The organism is Pseudomonas sp. LB3P31, assembly GCF_054897945.1.
In genome coordinates this window covers 5,209,581-5,229,915 of the sequence record NZ_CM142710.1, presented here as the reverse complement: position 1 = coordinate 5,229,915, position 20,335 = coordinate 5,209,581, and the positions used below count along the sequence as shown (strand labels likewise).

General features: G+C 61.4%; 13 protein-coding genes and 3 pseudogenes. 3 read left to right on the top strand and 13 right to left on the bottom strand.

The window, feature by feature from the left end:
• Nucleotides 1-39: 39 nt before the first annotated feature.
• A complete protein-coding gene (locus ACYZTK_RS23750) occupies nt 40-1,764 on the bottom strand; it encodes a ShlB/FhaC/HecB family hemolysin secretion/activation protein (RefSeq protein ID WP_462012049.1) in 1,725 nt (574 codons plus the stop codon).
• Nucleotides 1,765-2,038: 274 nt separating this feature from the next.
• On the opposite strand from ACYZTK_RS23750, the pseudogene ACYZTK_RS23745 reads away from it, so the two are divergent.
• A pseudogene (locus ACYZTK_RS23745) lies at nt 2,039-2,929 on the top strand (HlyD family secretion protein); the annotation flags it as partial.
• Nucleotides 2,930-2,963: 34 nt separating this feature from the next.
• A pseudogene (locus ACYZTK_RS23740) lies at nt 2,964-3,860 on the top strand (MFS transporter); the annotation flags it as partial.
• Between the two features lie 197 nt (nt 3,861-4,057).
• On the opposite strand, the gene ACYZTK_RS23735 reads toward ACYZTK_RS23740, so the two are convergent.
• The 6 genes from ACYZTK_RS23735 to ACYZTK_RS23710 form a co-directional block, all read right to left on the bottom strand.
• Nucleotides 4,058-4,378: a type II toxin-antitoxin system YafQ family toxin gene (locus tag ACYZTK_RS23735; protein ID WP_462012048.1), complete on the bottom strand. Its 321-nt coding sequence runs from the start codon at nt 4,376-4,378 to the stop codon at nt 4,058-4,060.
• On the bottom strand, nt 4,317-4,634 hold the full coding sequence (locus tag ACYZTK_RS23730) for a type II toxin-antitoxin system RelB/DinJ family antitoxin (protein WP_462012046.1): 318 nt from the start codon (nt 4,632-4,634) through the stop codon (nt 4,317-4,319). Before ACYZTK_RS23730 ends, ACYZTK_RS23735 begins: the two co-directional genes overlap by 62 nt.
• Before the next feature lie 203 nt (nt 4,635-4,837).
• Nucleotides 4,838-5,278, bottom strand: coding sequence for a carboxymuconolactone decarboxylase family protein (locus tag ACYZTK_RS23725; protein WP_462012045.1), 441 nt, complete (start codon nt 5,276-5,278; stop codon nt 4,838-4,840).
• Between the two features lie 184 nt (nt 5,279-5,462).
• Nucleotides 5,463-6,911 carry a mechanosensitive ion channel domain-containing protein gene (locus ACYZTK_RS23720; RefSeq protein ID WP_462012044.1) on the bottom strand — a complete coding sequence of 483 codons (1,449 nt, stop codon included), beginning with the start codon at nt 6,909-6,911 and terminating at the stop codon, nt 5,463-5,465.
• 143 nt (nt 6,912-7,054) lie between these two features.
• The gene (gene ycaC / locus ACYZTK_RS23715) at nt 7,055-7,681 is read right to left on the bottom strand and encodes an isochorismate family cysteine hydrolase YcaC (protein WP_462012043.1); all 627 of its coding nucleotides are present in this window, start codon (nt 7,679-7,681) and stop codon (nt 7,055-7,057) included.
• 127 nt (nt 7,682-7,808) lie between these two features.
• Complete coding sequence (locus ACYZTK_RS23710; RefSeq protein WP_462012042.1) at nt 7,809-8,675, bottom strand: pirin family protein; 867 nt, start codon at nt 8,673-8,675, stop codon at nt 7,809-7,811.
• 104 nt (nt 8,676-8,779) lie between these two features.
• Here ACYZTK_RS23710 and ACYZTK_RS23705 point away from each other — a divergent pair.
• Nucleotides 8,780-9,687 (top strand): annotated as a pseudogene (locus ACYZTK_RS23705) (LysR substrate-binding domain-containing protein).
• Nucleotides 9,688-10,224: 537 nt separating this feature from the next.
• On the opposite strand, the gene ACYZTK_RS23700 reads toward ACYZTK_RS23705, so the two are convergent.
• From ACYZTK_RS23700 to ACYZTK_RS23675, 6 genes are all read right to left on the bottom strand, one after another.
• Nucleotides 10,225-13,470 (bottom strand): transporter substrate-binding domain-containing protein, encoded by a 3,246-nt coding sequence (locus ACYZTK_RS23700; RefSeq protein ID WP_462012041.1) that lies wholly within the window; start codon nt 13,468-13,470, stop codon nt 10,225-10,227.
• Nucleotides 13,471-14,094, bottom strand: a complete 624-nt coding sequence (locus tag ACYZTK_RS23695) for a response regulator (protein WP_462012040.1) — start codon at nt 14,092-14,094, stop codon at nt 13,471-13,473. It abuts the gene before it with no gap.
• 111 nt (nt 14,095-14,205) lie between these two features.
• Complete coding sequence (locus tag ACYZTK_RS23690) at nt 14,206-14,619, bottom strand: PleD family two-component system response regulator (RefSeq protein ID WP_462012039.1); 414 nt, start codon at nt 14,617-14,619, stop codon at nt 14,206-14,208.
• Between the two features lie 112 nt (nt 14,620-14,731).
• On the bottom strand, nt 14,732-15,934 hold the full coding sequence (locus ACYZTK_RS23685; protein WP_462012038.1) for an EAL domain-containing response regulator: 1,203 nt from the start codon (nt 15,932-15,934) through the stop codon (nt 14,732-14,734).
• A gap of 124 nt (nt 15,935-16,058) precedes the next feature.
• Nucleotides 16,059-19,664: a transporter substrate-binding domain-containing protein gene (locus ACYZTK_RS23680; protein ID WP_462012037.1), complete on the bottom strand. Its 3,606-nt coding sequence runs from the start codon at nt 19,662-19,664 to the stop codon at nt 16,059-16,061.
• Nucleotides 19,665-20,291 carry a response regulator gene (locus ACYZTK_RS23675; RefSeq protein WP_462012036.1) on the bottom strand — a complete coding sequence of 209 codons (627 nt, stop codon included), beginning with the start codon at nt 20,289-20,291 and terminating at the stop codon, nt 19,665-19,667.
• Nucleotides 20,292-20,335: the final 44 nt, after the last annotated feature.

Below are 20,335 nucleotides of genomic sequence, written 5' to 3'. Positions count from 1 at the left end.
GTGGCTGGCGCGCACAGGACCATCGGCAGTTTTTGGTGCTCATAGCTGCAACCCGACGCGCATCAACCAGGTCGCCGGCTCGGCCTTGAAACCGTCAGGCGTGTTGAGGCTGCGCTGGTAATCGACGTCCACTTGCAGGTTTTTCCAGGCGAGGTTGAGCCCCAGGCCGGCGCCATTCAGGCGTTGGCTGGGTGCTTCGCGATCGGGTTTGATCCAGCCGCTGTCCAGGCTCATGCGCGGGGTAATCCGCAGGGGTTGATCGGCGCTCAGCGGCAGGCGCAAGGTATTGCGCCAGACGGCGCCACTGGCACCGGATGCACTGTTGACCCGATAGCCGCGCACCGCTGAATCATCGGTGCCCAACAGTTGTTCGATGGCCGGCAGCGGGTCCGGGCTGTACTGCAGGTTGAGCTGGCTCTGCCACTGCCATGCCTGCTGTCGGAGCTGGCCGTTGCGCCACTGGCCGAGGCTGGCGCGGTACTTGCGAAACTGCGCCTTGGGTTCGCGCGTGCGGCGCCGGTCGGCGTCGTTGTCGGCGCCAAACCAGCGCAGACCCTGGGCGTAATTGACGTCCAGGTTCCACACCGCGCTGTCGAGCCAGAACAGGTTCAACCCGGCTTCGGCCACGGTCAGGGTCGGGCTCTGAATAGCCAGGCGGGCGTCTTCCAGGTAACTGTCGACATCCTTGTGCGCCAGCTGCAGGTTGGCGCTGAGTTGATGGCTTTGGCCACGCCACAGCACCCGATCGGCGCGCAGGCTCAACTGGTCGGTGCTGCCGGTGCTGTTGAGGCGCAGCCAGGCGAGTTTGAACGGCGCCCGGTATTCGCCATGGCTGGCCGCAACGCTCCAGGTCCAGTAGCCGTACGGCACGGCGTAATACAGGCTGGCGCTGCGGCTGAACCGATCGCCGTGGTTGAGCGTGTCGCTGAACCCCAGGCTAAACACATCGTTTAACTGCAGCGGCGAATCCACCACCAGGCTCAAGGTGCCGCGCTCGCGTCCGGTGCTGGCACCGCCAAGGTTGTCCTGGCCCAGGTTCAATGCCCAGCGCGACTCACCGCTAGTACGTGAGCGCAGGTTGATTCGCGACGCGCCGGGCTGGCCGCCGGGGACGATGTCGGCGCTCAGGTCGAAGGAGCGCAGGCGGTTCAACTGGTCCAGCCCCTGCTCCAGATCTCGCAGGTTCAGCGCCTTGCCGAGCATTCCGGGGAACGCCCCGCCGAGGGCAATGGGCAGGCTCTGGTCGGCCAGCTCGATGGATTCGACATAGCCTTCGTCGATCAAAATATCCAGGGATTGCCCCGCTTCTGGCGGAGCGCTCAGGTACGGACGGCTGGCGATGTAACCCGCTTGCACGTAGAGCTCGGTGATGGTCGCCAGCAGCCGGTTGATCTCGCTCGGCCCCATGCACAGGGACAATAACGGGGTGATGCGCTGGTCGAGCGTGCGCTGATTGATCAGCGTCGCTCCCCCGACGCGCACCCCGGCCACGACCCAGCAACGCTCATTCACGGCAACGCTCTGGGGCTTTGCTGACGCAGCTGGATCGCCACTGAAGCTGCCGCGCTGCAGCTGCCGATGACGTTGTTCCAACTGCAGTTGCTGCAGATCGCGCTGCTGCTGTTGCTGCTGGCGCAAGACCTCCTGACCTGGGGCGGAAGACTCGGCGACGCACAGCGGCGAAATACTCAGGCCCAACAGCAATGCCGAAATGGGCGAGCGTGGACGGGGATGACGAGGTACAGCGCGAATGAAATTCGGCACCTGACTTCCTGACGTTTCTGAAAAGGCGAGATGCCCGTTCGTCTATGTAATCCATCGTCAGGGGACCGTCCGGGCTTATGCAATATCGCGATTACACTTCTTAAACACATCTAACATTTTGTATAACCTGACCTGTACGCCCTGCGTTTTTTCTTCTTTTTTCCTACGTCGTCTCCACGAATTCCCCTACGCGCGGCAGCGTCCATCTGACAGTCGGTAGGAAAAACAAATCGCGGTAAAATATTATATACATCATATTGCAATCGTAATAATTATCCGCTGCCACTCGCGGGACTACCGCGCCAGCCTGGCCAAGGCCGAAGGTGCAGTCGCCGCCGAACAAGCCTTGCTGGCCAACCTTGATGCCACCGAACAACTGCAGCACGCAGTGATCGGCCAGGCACGCGCCGGGATCGATGCCACCAGCGCCGAAACCGCGCGCTCGCGCGATGACAACCTGCGCTACAGAAGGCTGGTGAGCAGCAACGCGGTGTCAGTGGAAAGCGCCCAGCGCGTCGACGCCTCGTTTAAAACGGCGCAAGCACTCGGCGCCCGGGCCCAGGCCGAATTGCTCGCTGCGCAACGCCAACTCAATGTCATCGAAACCCAGAAACAGCAAGCCCGCGCTGCCTTGATCCAGGCCCGTGCCGAACGTGATCTGGCGCAACTGAATGTGGGCTACACCGAATTGAAGGCGCCGGTAGATGGCGTGGTCGGCAATCGTCGGGCGCGGACCGGCGCTTATGCCCAGGCCGGTTCGCAACTGCTGTCGGTAGTGCCGGCCAGCGGGCTGTGGGTGGATGCCAATTTCAAGGAAGACCAGCTGGCGCACATGACACCCGGCCAGCGCGTGGTCATCCATGCGGACGTGCTCTCGGACCGTGATTTCCATGGCCGTCTGGACAGCCTCGCGCCGGCCAGTGGCTCACAGTTCAGCGTGCTGCCCCCGGAGAACGCCACCGGCAACTTCACCAAGATCGTGCAGCGGGTGCCGGTGCGCATCCTGCTCGACCCGGCCGACGGCGTGCTCGGCCATCTGCGCCCTGCGTTGTCGGTGCGGGCCGAAGTGGACACCCGTGTTGAACCGGTTACACCCGCCGTGGCCAGCGCACCAAGAGCCGGGCCCTCGCCGCTCCCGCGCAGCCATTCGATGCCGCCGCGATGACCACGGCGACCAAGGTCTTTGCCTTCGCCAGCCCGCGACCATCGGTGCAGTGGCGTCCCTGGCGCCCACACTGGGCCCGGTGATTGGCGGCTACCTCACCGATATTTCATCGTGGCACTGGCTGTTCTACATCAACCTGGTTCCGGGAATATTCGTCGCCGTGGCGGTGCCGATGCTGGTGAAAATCGACCAACCGGAACTGTCGCTGCTCAAGGGCGCCGACTACCTGAGCATGCTGTTTCTCGCGCTGTTCCTCGGCCGGGTGCGCGGCTACGGTGCGCTGGACATCGGCCTGGCGGTGTTCTCCACGGGAGTGTTTCAGGTGTTGGCCATTCCGCTGTACGCCTTCCTCGCCAACCGCATCGACCTGCGCTGGATCATGATGACGGGGCTGGGCCTGTTCGCCCTGTCGATGCGGGATTTTAGCCCGATCACCCACGACTGGGGCGCCAAGGAACTGATGCTGCCGCAAGCCCTGCGCGGCATCGCCCAGCAACTGGCGGTGCCCCCTGCCGTAACGCTGACCCTCGGCGGCCTGGCCCCGGCGCGACTCAAACATGCCTCGGGCCTGTTCAACCTGATGCGCAACCTCGGCGGCGCCATCGGCATCGCCGCCTGCGCCACCATCCTCAACGACCGCACCAACCTGCACTTCACCCGCCTGGCGGAGAACCTCAACAGCACAAACGAGGCGTTGAATCAGTGGCTGTCTCAGGTTGGTCATAACTTTGCCGCCTTGGGCCAGAGCGGGGATATTGGCGTGACGGCCAGTTTGCGGCAGTTGTGGTTGCTGACGTACAGGGAAGCGCAGACGCAGACCTATGGGGATGCGTTTTTGATGATTATGGTGTGTTTTGTGATTGCGACGGCGATGGTGCCGTTGATGCGCAAGGTGCAGCCAACGGCGGCGCCTTCGGCGGATGGGCATTGATAGGGTTGGAATGCCCGACATCATACCTATTCGAATTCAGGGTTCGGACGCCGCCTGCTAATTACCAGGCTCCATGTGTTCTTCGCGATTACAAAAAAGCCCTCACACTGGATAGTGTGAAGGCTTGAGTGATTTAGAGCACATATCCCAAAGGCTGTGAACACGCGCCTACCGGGTGTCTTAAGGATCAACCAACACTACTTAAACAGCTCAGCATGACTGCCCAGCTCGATAAATATCACATCGTCCTTTTTCACCGAATAAATCAGCAAAAAATCACCACCGATATGGCACTCACGGCATCCGGCCCATTCGCCATTCAGCTCATGATCGACGTATTGAGGGGGAAGCACCTCGCCCATCCACAACAGCCGCATGACTTCGCGGACTTCCTGCATATCGCGGCGGCCGGCGCGGTTGTAGCGCTCCCACGACTTCTTGAATTCAGCCGTGCAATCAGTCCGCTTTGGGAGCGGCGCGCGTTTTTCGTTTGCCTGCGGGTTTTTCGACTTCGCCATCGAGATCCTTGAACAGCTCGTCTATCGAATCGAACCGACTACGGATTTCGGCAGCCTGCGTTAAAGCACGGGCAGCTTTTTCCGTAGGGACACGCACCTCGAAAGGCAGCCCTTGCGTTGCAACAACCTGGCGGAGAAAAAGGCGCATAGCGTCGCTGAGACTCAGGCCACACGCCTTGAGCACATTAGTGGCGCTTTCCTTTAAATCCTCCTCAATGCGGCAACGCACATCAGTGGTTTTCAGTACTGCGGCCATGGTATCACCCTTCTGCTAAAATGTAGCTACGTTGTTACTACGGCATAGTATCAGTATACCCATTACACCAAGCAACTTTTTCTCGGAAGTGCGGCTATCGGCAATGATGGCCAAATGTCATTCACACCACCTCCAAGCAAAAAGCCCACCGGAGTGGGCTTTGCGCAATGGGCAGGTTCAATCCTGTGATGGCCGGACGCTGATCAGTCCTGCGGCATCTTGCGAAAGCCCACCGCCAAACGGTTCCAGCTGTTGATGGTGGTGATCGCTACGGTCAGGTCGACCATTTCCTTGGCGCTGAACTCGGCGGCCAGTTGTTCGTAGTCTTCGTCTGGCGCGTGGGTCTGGCTGAGCAGGGTCAGGGATTCGGTCCAGGCCAGTGCGGCGCGTTCGCGCGGGGTGAAGAAGGGGGTTTCGCGCCAGGCGGACAGGGTGTAGAGGCGGCGTTCGGCTTCGCCGCCTTTACGGGCGTCGGCGCTGTGCATGTCGAGGCAGAAGGCGCAGCCGTTGATTTGCGAGGTGCGCAGTTTGACCAGTTCGATCAGGGTTTTTTCCAGCGGCAGTTTGGAGACGGCGGTTTCCAGGGCGATCATGGCTTTGAGTGCGTCTGGGGAAGCGGTGTAGAAATCGATGCGAGGTTGCATTTTGGGGTCCGGGTACAAGTGGGTGTGGAGCTACGTTAGTCTTGTCTTGGGTTGTTACAAATAGCCAATATTTCAGAAGTTGGGTAGGCCATTGGGGGTGCTTGTTTGGGTTTGCGGTGGTTTTGATGGACTCATCGCGAGCAGGCTCACTCCTACAGGGGGTGGGGCGGCTGCACGGGCTTGGCTAGGCTTCGTTGCGGCGGCGTAGCCATTGCAGGAAGCCTTTTTTCTGTGGTGCTTTTGGGGTTTCCTGGGTCAGGGTCCGGGCCTTGTTCAGGCGGTAGTCGAGCAGCGCCGTCATTGCTTCGCTGATGTCGTGGCGGGCATCCAGGCAGGGTTTGAGGTAGTCCTTTTCGATGCGGTACAGGCTGCAGAAGGTCTTGGCGGTGAAGTCTGCCGGCAGTGCGGTGTCGGAGAGAATTCCGCCCTCGCCGATGACCTCGCCGGGGCCCATGCGTCCGGACTCGAACTTGACCCCGTCGCGGCTGAGCTCGACGGACACTACGCCCGATTCGATGATGAACAGATGATCACTGACCTCCCCTGCGGGCAAGATCAATTCGCCGGCGCGAAAGTTATGCAGTTTCATGTTCTGGCTGAAGGTTTCTTTCTCTTCCTGGCGCAAGGTCGAGAAGATGTTCGAGCTGTCGAGCAATGCCAGTGGTCGCGACAGGCTCGCCGGAGCGTTGGGTTCGACGCTTGACAGCAGGCTCACACCGGACGCCTGCAGGTGCCGGAACGCCAGGTCGAAAAGCTGATTGCGCACCATGCGTTTCTGGTCCATCGACACCACAAAACCGCTGATTTCGTACTCCGCACCCGTTGCGTTCGAACCTTTGAGGGCCACGCAGGGTGCCGGTTTGGCCAACAGGTAACGGCAGCCCTGCATGGCTCGCTCCAGGGCATCGATGACTTTTTGCGGTCGCGCATGCGGGCTCAGTTGCAGGCTGATCGAGACGCCGAAGATGTCGCTCGGCCGGCTGAAGTTGATGATTTTCGCCTTGGCCGCCAGCGAGTTGGGAATCACCGCCATGCTGCCCTGGGCTGTCTGCAGGCGAGTGGCGCGCCAGTCGATATCGGTGACCCGGCCTTCGGTGCCGTCGATGGAGATCCAGTCATCCAGTTGATAAGGTTTGGTGGTGTTGAGGACGATCCCGGAGAACACGTCGCTCAAGGTGCTTTGCAGCGCCAGGCCGACGATGATCGCCAGGGCGCCGGAGGTTGCCAGCACGCCCTTGACCGGCAGATCGAGGACGTAGGCCAGGGCGGCAATGATTGCGATCAGGAAGATTACGGCACCGAGCAAGTCCTGAAGCAGGCGCCCGGTGTGCCCTACCCGCTGCATCATTGCGGCGCCGATCAATACCGTCAGGGTCCGTGCGCCGAATAGCCACCAGCCAATCTGCAAGCCGGTTGCGGCCAGGTGCAGCGGCACGTTATCGGCCCAGGGAGCAGGTTCGAGCGGGTTCAGGCCTTCGTTGAACAGCAGGGCGCTGAACAGCGAGAAGATCACCAGCCGCACCATCAGTTTCCAGTTGCTGCCATTGGCACTGATCAGGCGCCACAGTCCCAGGTCGATGAGGATCAGGGCCAGCGCACAGTACAGCGGGTGATCGGTGAGCAATGACAACATCGAGGAGCTCCGGCAAGGACTCGTTGAAGCAAACATCGCACGCAATGTAGGAGCTGGCGAAGCCTGCGATCTTTTGAGATCTGGAAAGATCAAAAGATCGCAGCCTTCGGCAGCTCCTACAAGGGGCGATGTGCGTGCCGGGCTTATTTGTTATTGGTCAGCGTGTTGTAGCTGGTCATCAGGTTGCGGTAGTCCGGGATGTGGTTGGAGAACAGGGTGCCCAGGCCTTCCACGTCGTTGCGCCAGTCGCGATGCAGCTCGCAGGCCAGGCCGAACCAGGTCATCAGTTGGGCGCCGGAGGACGACATACGGTCCCAGGCGGATTGACGGGTCAGCTCGTTGAACGTGCCCGAAGCGTCGGTGACCACGAACACTTCAAAGCCTTCTGCGAGGGCCGACAGCGCCGGGAACGCCACGCACACTTCAGTCACCACGCCGGCAATGATCAGCTGCTTCTTGCCAGTGGCCTTGATCGCCTTGACGAAATCTTCGTTGTCCCAGGCGTTGATCTGGCCGGGACGGGCGATGTACGGCGCATCAGGAAACAGCGCCTTGAGCTCGGGCACCAGCGGGCCGTTCGGGCCGGTTTCGAAACTGGTGGTGAGGATGGTTGGCAGCTTGAAGTACTTGGCCAGGTCGGCCAGGGCCAGCACGTTGTTCTTGAAACGATCCGGATCGATGTCGCGCACCAGGGACAGCAGGCCCGCTTGATGATCCACCAACAGAACCGCGGCGTTATCCTTGTCCAGACGTTTGTAGGAAGTAGTCATGGGGTATTCCTCGCTATTTTTCGATGCCGATCAAGCCGGCGCAGTGATTTCGGTTTTTTTGAATCAATCGCGGCCAGGCAAGCGTAGTCACCCGAGCCGGCCGCGCCACAGCGGTGCAGCAATCAGTTCAACCGCTCATCCGGCCAAAGCGGCCTGATTGGAAGTCGGCGAAGGCCTGGTGGATTTCCTGCTCGCTGTTCATCACGAACGGGCCATGGCCGACGATGGGTTCGTCGATCGGCTCGCCGCTGAGCAGCAACACCACCGCGTCGTTGTTGGCTTCCAGCGTGAGCTGGTGGCCATCGCGTCCAAACAGTGCCAACTGCCCTTCGCGCACCAGCTCCAGGCCGTTGACCTTCACCGTGCCACGCAACACAACCAGCGCCGTATTTCGGCCTTCGTGCAGATCCAGGGTGAGCAACTTGCCGCCTTTGAGGCGCAGGTCCCACACGTCGATCGGGGTAAAGGTGCGCGCCGGGCCAGTGTGGCCATCGAATTCCCCGGCAATCAGGCGCAGGCTGCCGGCGTCGTTCTTCAGCGCGATGGTCGGGATATCGTCGTCGAGAATCGTCTGGTAGCCGGCGTCGGCCATTTTGTCCTTGGCGGGCAGGTTGACCCACAGCTGCACCATCTCCAGAGTGCCGCCGCTCTTGGCAAAACCTTCGGAGTGAAACTCTTCGTGGAGGATGCCCGACGCTGCGGTCATCCATTGCACGTCACCCGGGCCGATCTTGCCGCCGCTGCCCGTGGAGTCGCGGTGTTCCAGTTCGCCCTTGTAGACGATCGTCACGGTTTCGAAGCCGCGGTGCGGGTGCTGACCAACGCCACGGCGGGCCGTGGTCGGGGTGAATTCAGCCGGACCTGCGTGATCGAGCAGCAGGAACGGGCTGATGTGCTTACCCAGGTTGTCGTAGGAAAACAGCGTACGGACCGGAAAACCGTCGCCGACCCAATGACTGCGCGGGCTGGTGTAAATACCGATGATATTTTTCATGAGGCCTCCGAAACTGTGGTTTGACGCGATGGATAAAGCTTAAAACCGCAGCCTTTGCTGCGCTAGACTGCAAAAATCAGTCATAGCGTTCTATTTGGAGAACGATGGTGGAAGATCTCAATACCCTCTACTACTTCACTCAGGTGGTGGAGCATGGTGGTTTTGCTGCCACAGGACGCGCGCTGGACATGCCCAAGTCCAAGCTCAGCCGGCGATAGCCGAGCTTGAAGAGCGCCTCGGCGTGCGCTTGCTGCATCGCACCAGCCGGCACTGTTCGCTGACCGAAATCGGCCAGGCCTATTACCAGCGTTGCCTGGCCATGCGGGTGGAAGCGGAAAGCGCTGCGGAACTGATCGAGCGCAACCGCTCCGAGCCCCAGGGCCTTGTGCGCATCAGCTGCCCGACCGCCCTGCTCAACTCCTGGGTCGGACCGATGCTGACTCGCTACATGCTCAAGTACCCGCTGGTGGAGTTGTTCATCGAGAGCACCAACCGCCGGGTCGACCTGATCCACGAGGGGTTCGACGTTGCCTTGCGCGTGCGCTTCCCACCGCTGGAAAATACCGACATGGTGATGAAGGTGCTGGGCAACAGTACTCAGTGCCTGGTGGGCAGCCCAAAGTTCGCCGAACGGCTGTCGTCCCCCGCTACGCCGGCAGACCTCAGCGGACTGCCGAGCGTGCACTGGGGTGCGGCGCAGCGCGAATATCAGTGGGAGCTGTTGAGTGCCGAGGGCGCCAGCGCGCTGATCCGGCACGCGCCGCGCATGGTCACCGACGACCTGTTGGCGCTGCGCCACGCAGTACTTGCGGGGGTGGGCGTGGCGCACCTGCCGAGCGTGGTGGTGCGCGATGACATTGCTGCGGGGCAGTTGGTGGAGCTGGTGCCGGGGTGGGCGCCGAAGTGCGGGATTGTGCATGCGATCTTTCCGTCACGTCGGGGGCTGCTGCCGTCGGTGCGGGCATTGATTGATTTTCTGGGGGAGGAGTTTAGTTATGCGGATATTGCGTAAGTGTCTGTAGCGACGAGTGTGAAGGCGCCGAGGGGTGTCAGGTTTCCAGCGTTATCGTTGACGTCCATCGCGAGCAAGCTTTGCTCCCACAGGTGTCTGGCCTGTGCAGGTGCCCATCGCAAATCAAGGGGGATGTGCACGACCAGAAAAGCGCAGCCCGCCGGCTTGATGCCTTGGTCGGCCCGAAGGCCGCCACGGCCCGGTTATTGATCGCGGACGCCCCGTTAACCACGCTGGCCGAACGCAGGTATTGCGTAGCGGGTAAACCGGCAAGGATGCCGGTTTAGCTGCGCTGGCCCATGGATGGGCCATCGCGGCGGCCCGCGGAGCAATGCCGGAGTGCGGGCACACCGAGCCTAAGCGAGGTGCCGAGTGGTGGGGCAAGAAGCGCTTGGTTACTTGGCGCTGTTCCAAGTGACCCGCTGTAAAAGCGGAACCAATGGAAGCCGTTACCGCAGGAATGGATATGTACACAGGGCGAGGTCAAAAGATCGCAGCCTCGTTTCTCTCGACAGCTCCTACACAGCTCATACAATTTCAAGAGGACCCCAGGCTGAGTTCCAGACGGCGCATGGTCTGCTGCAGCTGCTCGACTGCCTCGTCGATCAGCTGTTGGCTGCCATCCCGACAGGCACTCTCCAGCTGCTCGCAGCGCTCGACCAGGTTGCCCGCCCGGACCATCAGCGCGCCGCCCTTGATGCGGTGCGCCAACACCCGCAGGGCCTGTTGATCGCGACTGGCATGAGCCACCAACAATTCGTCCCGATCACAGCGATTGGTCACCAGCACCTCCTGCAGCAACTGGTCGATCAACTCTCGATCGGCTCCGACAAACCGTTCCAGCCCTCGCAGGTCGATCTCGCAATTGCCCGGTGAGTCGACAGCGCCAGGCGCAACGCCAAACCTCGACGCCAGCCATGCATTGAGGTCGGCCAGGCAGATGGGTTTGAACAGGCAGTCATCCATGCCCGCCTCCAGGCAACGCGCCCGTTCTTCTGGCTGGGCATTGGCGGTAAAGCCGAGAATCAGCGTCGGTTCTACCCCGTGCGCACGTTCCTCGTCACGTATCGCCCCTGCCAGTTCGTAACCACTGAGCAGCGGCATGTTGCAGTCGGTGATGAGCACGTCGAACTCATGTTCACGCCATTGCGCCAGCCCCTGCGCGCCATCCTCCGCCAGCAATACCTGGTGCCCCAGATAGCCCAGCTGCCGCGACAGCAACAGGCGATTGGCCGGGTAATCATCCACCACCAGGATCCGCAGGGCCCGGGTCGGCGCACGCACAACAGGGCTGATCGCGCTGGCGGGCTGGGGTTGCAACTTCAGCAGATCGAGGCTGACGGCGATCCGGGTGCCGCGTCCCAACGCACTGTCGAGCAACAGTTGGCCGCCCATCCTCTCGCACAATGTACGACTGATCACCAGCCCCAAACCAGAACCCTGACGCCCCGAGTGTGGGTTATTGCCGGCCTGCACAAACGGACTGAACAGTCGCTTCTGATCGAAGTCGCTGATGCCGATGCCACTGTCTTCGATGCGTACACTGACTGCCAGATGCCCGTCGCGAGCAGGTTGCACTCTCAGCGCCAGGCTGACGCCACCTGCAGGAGTGAATTTGATCGCGTTGCTCAGGAGGTTGGACAGCACCTGTTTGAAGCGGGTTGGATCGATCATCACGTCGCAGTCGCTGCCCGGGTCCAGCTCGACCTGCCACTGCAGGTTTTTCTGCCGTGCCAGGCCTTCGAATACCCGGCACACCGACTCGACCAGACTGCGCAGATTCGCCCGCTCGGGGCTCAGCGACAGGTGCCCGGACTCGATCCGCGCGATGTCGAGGATGTCGCCGATCAACGCCAGCAACTGCTGCGCCGCAGTCGACGCCACCTCGATTGCCGAGCGGTCGGCGACACCCTGCTCCGCGCGTTTCTGCGCCATTTCAAGCATGCCGATCATGGCGTTCATCGGCGTACGAATTTCATGGCTCATGGTCGCCAGGAACGTCGTTTTCGCCCGGTTTGCATCGTCGGCGGCGTCCTTGGCTTCCTGCAGTTGTTGCAACAGTTGCTGGCGCAAGCGAATCTGCCGGCGCTGCCAGACGATCCACGCCAGGGCCAGCAACAGCAAGGCCGCAGCGGCCGCGAACCCCTGGAGAATGTCCTGGCGATGGCGCAGCCAGTAACTGGGTTCGATCATCAGGTCGTTGCGCCAGTATTGGAGCATATCCTCGAGCTCTTCTGGCGAAATACTCAGCAGCGCCTTGTCGAGGATCGAGTGCAGCTCCGGTGAGTCAAGACCGGTAGCCAGCGTACTGCGTGCCGGGTCGGTACCCACGGTGCTGGTGATTTTCAGCCGCCCCGGGTATTCCCGGGAGATCATGTAGCGTGCGCCGATAAGCGAATTGATCGCGCCCTGGGCGACGCCCCGATTGACCAGGTCCATGGCTTGCGCAGTCAGGGCCGCGTCCATCAGTTTGATCTGCGGATAATGATGGCGAATGAACTCGGCGCTGCTGTTGCCCTGGGTTACGGCCAGTGTTTTGCCGGCCATCTCGTCCAGCGTCGCGGGACTCCAGGGTGCATCACGAACCACCAGCACGCTAGGACTGTTCATGAATGACCGGGTGAACAGCAGATCGCCCTCGCGCTCGCTGCTGGGGCTGATTCCGCCGATCAGGTCGACCTGGCCAGACTTGATCTGCTGGATCATCTCGGCCACCGACTTCACCGGTCTGGCGTCGAATTTCAAGCCGGTGCGCACGCTGATCTTGCTCAGGACATCAGCGGTGATCCCCCTGAACTGACCCTCGCCGTCGGTGAAGGATATCGGCATGAGATTGTCATTGATCGCTACGTTCAAGCGCGGATGGGCATCGAGCCAGCGTTGCTCTGCCACAGTGAAATGCAGCGGTTGCGTGCCGGCAATGGAAGGCCCGCTCGCGCCCCAGCGCCGCAGGATGTTCAGGCGCTCGTTGATCGGCACGGCTGCCAGTGCCCGGTTGACGATGCGCTGCAATTGTTCGTTGTCGCGTTTCATGGCGAAGGCGAAACGCCCGGACTCCAGCCGGGAAAAGTCCGCCAGCTGCACGTTATTGATGTAGTTTTCGCTGATCAGGTAATGGGTACTGATGGCATCGCCCAGGTACACGTCGGCCTGCCCAAATGCCACCGCCCCCACGCCGCCCAGCGTTGAAGGGAACAGCTGTACCTGAGCCTGGGGATAAAACGCCTGCACGGTATTTTCCGGCAGGTAGTGATAGAGCATCGCCAGCCGCTTGCCGGCCAGCTGGGGGTCGAGGGGCTGCGAGGAGCCCGCGCGAGTCACCAGCACCGGTTGATCCACCGCGTAGGCGCTGGACATTCGCAGCTGCGGATCCTGAGCTTCATACCGGTTGGCGGTGCCCAGCAGATCGGCTGACCCCTGCTTGATCGCGAGTACCGCTGCCGCGCGGGATGGGTAGCGCCGGACTTCGATGTCCACGCGCAACAGTTGCTTGAGCAACCCGGCGTAGTCGGCAGTCAGCCCTTCAAGAGAATTGCCTGTGGTGGTGATATCGAACGGCGGATAGTCCGGAGCCGAGACCGCGAGCACCAGGCGCCCCTTTTGCTTGAGCCAGCCTGCATCGCTCGCGGTTAGTCCAGCACTGTAGCCGGCAACCTCCGAGCGACATAGCAGCGCCAGGGTTTGCACCTGCGCAGGGTCCTGCGCGTGGGCGAAGCTGATCCCGAACCATTGGCTCAGCAGCAATACGGCAATCAGGCACCACCGGCGCAATGAGGCGCTCATTTAGATCAGACGGTTACGCAAGGCCAAATCCCTCAGGTAGACCGCCGACTTGACGTCGAGTTTTTCAACCAGGCGCGTCTTGTAGGTGCTCACAGTCTTGTGACTCAGGTGCAACCTTTCGGCAATTTCCTTGTTGGTGATGCCCATGGCCAAGTAGCGAAAAATCGTCAACTCACGGTCGGACAGGTGATCGATACGCTCCTTTTCACTGCGTTGCAGCGCACTCAGCGACACCGAGTTTGTGAGCTGGGCGAAATAGGTATAGCTGGCCATCACCGCGTGAATGGCTTTGTGCAAATGCTGCAGGTCGTTGGATTTGGCGACATAGGCGGCGGCGCCGGCGCGAATGCAGCGATCCTGAAAGAACATCGCTTCGTGGGAGGAAAACACCACCACCCGGCAGCGCTCCCCGCTGTCGTGGATGCGTGCCAGTACTTCCAGCCCATCGAGTCGAGGAAGGGAGATATCCAGTACCAGCAGGTCTGGCTGGTGTTCGCGGATCATCGGCATGACCTCGTTACCGCAACTGGCCTCGTAAATTCGCTGGAATCCTTCCTGGCGGAGAACAATTTTGACTGCGGCGATAACCACCGGATGATCGTCCGCAATCAATGCTGACTTCATGAAAACTCCATGTACAAAAAACTCGACGATTGAGCAACGAATGCTCACGGGACACGCCCGGATGATACGCAGCAGCTGCGCGAAAATTCTGACATGGGCAACTAGGGGAAACTACCTGACAGAAATGACAGTCCCGACGGACGGTACACGCGGATCTACCTGTGCCATCAACCGCTGAATCGATGCCAGATCCGGTAACGCAGAGTGACTGACCTGGATTTTCTGCTGCTCGCAGGCCGGAATCGACGGCAACTTCGCGTGCTGAGCGTCATAGATGAACGCGTGGCGAACCTGGGCGTTGTCACGGAAAAAATCCAGCAGGTCCAAGGCCTCACCGGCCATCGATGCGTTGATCACTACCAGATCGAAAGGCTCGCAGCCGTAGTCGACCAGGGTCTGCAATTCCTCCAGGCTGTGGACAGGAGCTACCCGGTAGTAATTGAGCTGATTGAACAGGCGTTCGATTCGCATGCGCTGAAAATGCTGCTCGTCGGCAATCAGGATACGCAAGGCTTTGTTCGACAAAGGAGGCCCCCAGCAGGGTGTCAAATTCGAGATGGCGCAAGGCTACGCATGAGCGACGGACGTTTCTGTAGGACTTTTCCTAAATAGCGCGGCCATTTGTCCGTCCAGTGCATCAGCCGGTCGGGGATTCGCCACGCAGTTGCAACCAGGCGAGCAGATCCTCGCCGCTCATGGGCCGTGCATACCAGTATCCCTGGCCATGGGTGCAACCCAGAGAGATCAGCTGCAGACGCTGCGCATCGGTCTCGATGCCTTCGATGACCACCGACATGCCCAGGGTTTCCCCCAGTGCCAGGGTGCTGCTGATGGCCGCCCGACAGCGCGGTTCGTGGGCCAGGGTGCGGACAAACTCGGCGTCGAGCTTGATTTCGCTGAAGGGCAGCTTACACAGGCGTTGCAACGAGGAAAAGCCGGCGCCGAAGTCGTCGATGGACAACCGGCAGCCCATCATGCGCAGGCGCACCAGGTTTTCCAGGCTGGTGGCCGGCGCCTCCAGCAAGCCGCTCTCGGTGAGTTCAAAGGTCAGGCCGGAACCTGGCGCGGCATGGCGCACCAGAATGCGGCGGATGGTTGCCGTCAGCTCGCTGCTGGCGAGCTGCGCCGCCTGCAGGTTGAACGCCATGTTCAAGGCAAACCCACGGCTTGCGGCCTCCTGCTGCAAGCTCAACGCCTGCTCCAGCTGGGTAAACAGCAACTGATCCATGTGCCCATAGCGTTCCAGAATCGGCAGGTACACCGCCGGCGACAGCACACACCTGACCGGGTGCAACCAGCGGCTGAGCACTTCAACGCCACAGACCTGGCCTGTCTGCAGATGGAATTTTGGTTGATACCAGGACTGGATCTGGCCTCCATTCAGCGCAGCGCTCACCTCTTCTTCACTGGCGAGTTGCGCAGGCAATGGCGGCGCAGGTTGTGCAGCAGGCGCGTTGAGGTGCTTGTCGAGCAACTGGCGCAGCACGTGAGGGTGCAGGGGCTTGCCGACATCCCCGAGCAGTTCGAGGCCCCGCAGCGAGACAATCTGGTGCACCGCCCGGCGCAGATCCGCCGACAGCGAACTGCTGATGATGACCGACCTGACCTGCCCGCCGGCCCCCAGCCGCCGAAAGAATTCCAGGCCGTCCATGCCCTCCATCTGCAAATCGCACAGGGCGATATCCACCGGGCCGACCTCCTGCAAAACCGCGAGCGCCTGCGCGCCGTCACTGGCTTCAAAGACCTCAAGGCAGCCTGCCTGCTTGAGCATACTGACGGCCACGGAACGTTGGAAGGCATGGTCTTCGAGCACCAGGACACGCAGGGGCAGACTGGTCATCAGATATCGGCTCATCGGTGAAGGGAGCTCGATTATCCAGAAAGGCCGGTGAATGCTATTTAGGAAATTTCCCAAACTTCGTAGGAAATTTCCCAAATATTTGCTCAGCAATAGCGGATAGCTGTCACTCCAACCGCTGGGCCAATAGCTCCATTGCCTGATGCAACTGGTCAACGGCCTCGGTCAGTTGCTCCGGATGCACGCAGTCGCACGCCGCTTCCAGCTGTTCGCAGGCTGCGATCAAAGCTTGGGCCTTGATGATTCGCGCGCCGCCCTTGATCCGATGAGCCAGGTTTGCCAGCCCCGGCACGTCGTGTTGTGTGAACAACCGCATCAATTTCGCCATATCGTCATCGTTGCTGGACGCCAGGTCATCCAGCAACCGCTTGATCGAGGACTCGTCCCCTCGGGTCAGTTGCTGCAGGGCGCTCAGGTCAATGTCGTCCGTGGGAATCGAGTCTGCCTGCGCGCTACTCGGGATCAGGCTGGCCAGCCTTGCGCCCAGGTCCTCGAGGCTGATCGGTTTGAACAGGCAATCATCCATCCCGGCGAGTCGGCAGCGCTGTTTTTCCTCGGGCTGCGCATTGGCGGTGAAGCCCAGGATCAGGCCGGAGACAAGTCCGCGGGTGCGCTCTTCCTCGCGGATCGCCCGGGTCAGTTCGTACCCGGTCATGAGCGGCATATTGCAGTCGGTGATGACCACATCGAAGGCCTGACTGCGCCAGGCGCGCAAACCCTGCACGCCATCCTCGGCGTCCCGGACCCGATGGCCCAGGTAGCTCAGTTGCTGGGACAGCAGCAAGCGATTCGCCGGGTAATCGTCGACCACCAGGATGCTTAACGCGCGATGCGCCGATGCCGGTTCCGGCGGCGCGATCACCGGCGCGTCCAAAGGTTGCAGCGTGGGCAGGTCGAGGCTGACTTCGACCTGCGTACCCTGGCCCTCCAGGCTGCTCAGGGTCAGTTGGCCGCCCATCATTTCGCACAGGGTACGACTGATCACCAGCCCCAGGCCGGAACCACTGCGACCCGACTGGCGATTGTTGCTGGCCTGGGTGAAGGGGCTGAACAGGCGTTGCTGGTCCTCATTGGAAATGCCGATGCCGGTGTCCGCGACCTGCAGGCGAAGGCTCAGGTGATCGTCAGGCCCGGGCTGTACCCTGACCCGCAGATGCACCTCGCCCGCCTCGGTGAACTTGATCGCGTTGCTCAACAGATTGGAAACGATTTGCTTGAAACGCAGCGGGTCGATCAGCACTTCGCAATGCACGCCAAGGTCCATCTCCAGTATCAGGCGCAGCTGTTTCTGCCGCGCCAGGCCTTCGAAAACACGTGCGACGGCGGTGACCAGCTCGCCCAGGTTGGCGCGCTCCGGCGTCAGGCTCAGGTGCCCGGATTCGATGCGCGAGACATCCAGAATGTCGCCGATCAGGTCCAGCAGACTGCGCGCAGCGCCCGATGCGACTTCGATTGCAAAGCGGTCCGTCACGCCCTGGTCGGCCTTCTTCATCGCCAGTTCGAGCATGCCGATCACCGCGTTCATCGGCGTGCGGATCTCGTGGCTCATGGTCGCCAGGAAGGTGGTCTTGGCCCGGTTGGCGTCGTCGGCCTCGTCCTTGGCTTCATGCAGCGCCTGCACCAGGCGCTGGCGTTCACTGATGTCGATCCAGCCACCAATCAGGCCGCTGACTTCGCCATTGCTGGCGCGGTACGGCAGCATCCAGTGGTAGATGGTCAGCACGTTTGCACCCAACGTCAGCTGGCGATCCTGGACCCGTGGCTGGCCGTCCTGCATCACCTGCAAGTAGTCCTGGTGATAGACCGCCGCTTCCTGCACATTCTTGAACATGCCCTCGATCACGGTCTTGCCGACCACCACGTCGCGCTCGATGCCAAATACGTCGAGGTAGCCCGAATTGCAGATCAACAGTCGGGCCTGGCGATCGCGCACGTAGATCGGGTGCGGCGTGCCGTCGATCAATACGCGCATGAACTCCAGCTGGTCGCTGAGGGCCACTTCGGCCTGCTTGCGCTTGGCGATCAGCTGGCGCAGATAGGCAATCCAGCCCAGCGCCAGCAGCAATAACACGGCTGCCAGGGCAAAGCCCTGAATGATCACCGCGCGGTGGCGCAACCAGTAGCTGTCGTCCACCACCACTTCGCTGCGCCAGCGATTGGACACTTCGTCCAGTTCCTCCGGGGGGATGCTCAGCAGTGTCTTGTCGAGGATCGAATACAGTTCGTTGGCATCCCGGGCGGTGGCGAAGCCCAGCCGCGCGGAGGTGGTGCCGACCGTACTGGTGATGCGCAACCGGTCACGATACTGCCGGGAAATCATGTAGCGCGCGGTGATCAGCGCGCTGACGGCGGCATCGGCGCGACCGTTGGCCACCAGGGTCATGGCGTGCTCGGCATTGTCGGCATCGATCAGTTCAATGCGTGGGTACTGCTCGATCAACTGGTCGCGCACCGGTGTGCCGCGAATCACCGCCAGGCGTTTGCCGACCATCTCGTCCAGGGTCGCGGGGCTGGTGCCGGACGTTCGGCTGACCAGCACGTACGGGGTGCTGAGATAAGGACGGGTGAAGCGCAACGACTGCTCGCGCTCGGCACTGGGGGTCAGGCTGATCAACAGGTCGGCCTGGCCAGATTCGACCTGCCTGATTAACTCGGGGACGGTATGCAGGCGTTGAATGTCGAATTTCAACCCGGTGCGCAGCGCCACCTTGGCCAGGACATCAGCGCCCAAGCCACGGAACTTGCCGTCCTGGCCATAAAACGACAGCGGCAGGAAACTCTCGTCGATGGCCACCTTGACGTGGGGATGCTGCTCCATCCAGCGCTGTTCGGCGCCACTGAACTGCAGCGCGTGCAGCCCGCTCATGTTCGCCCCGCCCGCGCTCCAGCGGCGCTGGATGGTCACCCGCTCGCTGGCGGGGATCACCGCCAGCGCGGCATTGACGATGCGCAGCAGACGCGGGTTGCCCCGGGGCATGGAGAAGGCGAAGTCGTTGACGCTGGTATCGAGGACAGCCGCCAACTGCACGTTGTTCAGGTAGTTCTTGTTGATCAGGTAATTGGCACTGATGGAGTCGCCCAGATAGACATCCGCGGTGCCGAATGCGACCGCACCTATCGCACTCAACGTCGAGGGATAGAGTTGCAGGCGGGCGTTCGGGAAGTGCTTGGTCACCGCTTCCGGGGGCAGGTAGTGGTAGAGCATTGCCACCTGTTTTCCGGCCAGGTCCGGCGTGGCGTTCTGGCTGTCGCCGATGCGCGTCACCAGGGTCGGCTGGTCCTCGGCGTAGGCACTGGACATGATCAGCTGCGGGTCCGCCGCCTCGAAATCATTGGAGGTGCCGAGCAGGTCCACCTCGCCCTGCTTGACCGCGTGCACCACATCGGCCCGGGACGGATAACGCCGGACCTCGATGCGCACCTGCAGCAGTTCGGCCAGTAGCGCCGCGTAGTCCGCTGTCAGGCCCTCATAGTCGCGTCCGGTGCCAGTGATACCAAACGGCGGATAGTCCGGTGCCGAAGCGCCCAGCACCAGCACGCCCTTGTCGCGCAGCCATTGCCGGTCGGGCTCATCGAGCGCCACCTGGTAGCCATCGACCTGCGATCGCCCGAGCACCCGCAGGTTTTCCACAGACGCTGCTGCGGCCCATGCTACATGAACGCTGCCCGACAACAGCAACACCACCAGCCATTTTCCAAGGCGCGGGCTCATTCAGATCAACTGATTGCGCTTGGCAAAATCGGCGAGGTACACCACGGATTTCACGTTGAGTTTTTCGATCAGGCGGGTCTTGTAGGTGCTGATGGTCTTGCTGCTCAACAGCATGGCTTCGCCGATCTCCTTGTTGCTCATGCCGGTGGACAGTTGCTGCAGGATTGTCAGTTCACGGTCGGACAGGCTCTGGATCAGTTCCAGGTCGCTGGCCTGGGCATCGCTGCGCCGTACCGAACTGGAGGCCAGGTTGGGGAAAAACGTATAGTCGCTCAGCACCGCCTTGATCGCCTTGATCAGCTCCCCGAGGTCATCGGTCTTGGAGATGAACCCGGCGGCGCCGGCCTTCATGCAGCGCATGGCGTAGAACAGCGCCGACTGGGAGGTGAGCACCACGATTTTGCAGCGCGGCTGCTGCGTGACAATCCGGGTGATGACTTGCAGCCCGTCGAGCCGGGGCATGGCGATGTCCAGCACGATCAGGTCCGGCGCGTGCTCGCGGGCACGCTGCACCGCATCGGCACCGTTATCCGCCTCGGCGATCACTTCGATGTTTTCCTGTTGCAGGAGCATTGTGACCGATGCCCGAATGAACGGGTGATCGTCTACCACCATTGCTTTGACCATAGGAACCTCTGCAAGACATGGCGGGCATTGTAGCGAGGGTAATT

Bases quoted from the DNA above. Each gene is read 5' to 3' on its own strand.
- ACYZTK_RS23685 (WP_462012038.1), bottom strand. From the start codon at position 15,934: ATGACCAGTCTGCCCCTGCGTGTCCTGGTGCTCGAAGACCATGCCTTC.
- ACYZTK_RS23710 (WP_462012042.1), bottom strand. From the start codon at position 8,675: ATGAAAAATATCATCGGTATTTACACCAGCCCGCGCAGTCATTGGGTC.
- ACYZTK_RS23700 (WP_462012041.1), bottom strand. From the start codon at position 13,470: ATGAGCGCCTCATTGCGCCGGTGGTGCCTGATTGCCGTATTGCTGCTG.
- ACYZTK_RS23725 (WP_462012045.1), bottom strand. From the start codon at position 5,278: ATGCAACCTCGCATCGATTTCTACACCGCTTCCCCAGACGCACTCAAA.
- ACYZTK_RS23730 (WP_462012046.1), bottom strand. From the start codon at position 4,634: ATGGCCGCAGTACTGAAAACCACTGATGTGCGTTGCCGCATTGAGGAG.
- ACYZTK_RS23680 (WP_462012037.1), bottom strand. From the start codon at position 19,664: ATGAGCCCGCGCCTTGGAAAATGGCTGGTGGTGTTGCTGTTGTCGGGC.
- ACYZTK_RS23735 (WP_462012048.1), bottom strand. From the start codon at position 4,378: ATGGCGAAGTCGAAAAACCCGCAGGCAAACGAAAAACGCGCGCCGCTC.
- ACYZTK_RS23695 (WP_462012040.1), bottom strand. From the start codon at position 14,094: ATGAAGTCAGCATTGATTGCGGACGATCATCCGGTGGTTATCGCCGCA.
- ycaC (WP_462012043.1), bottom strand. From the start codon at position 7,681: ATGACTACTTCCTACAAACGTCTGGACAAGGATAACGCCGCGGTTCTG.
- ACYZTK_RS23675 (WP_462012036.1), bottom strand. From the start codon at position 20,291: ATGGTCAAAGCAATGGTGGTAGACGATCACCCGTTCATTCGGGCATCG.
- ACYZTK_RS23720 (WP_462012044.1), bottom strand. From the start codon at position 6,911: ATGTTGTCATTGCTCACCGATCACCCGCTGTACTGTGCGCTGGCCCTG.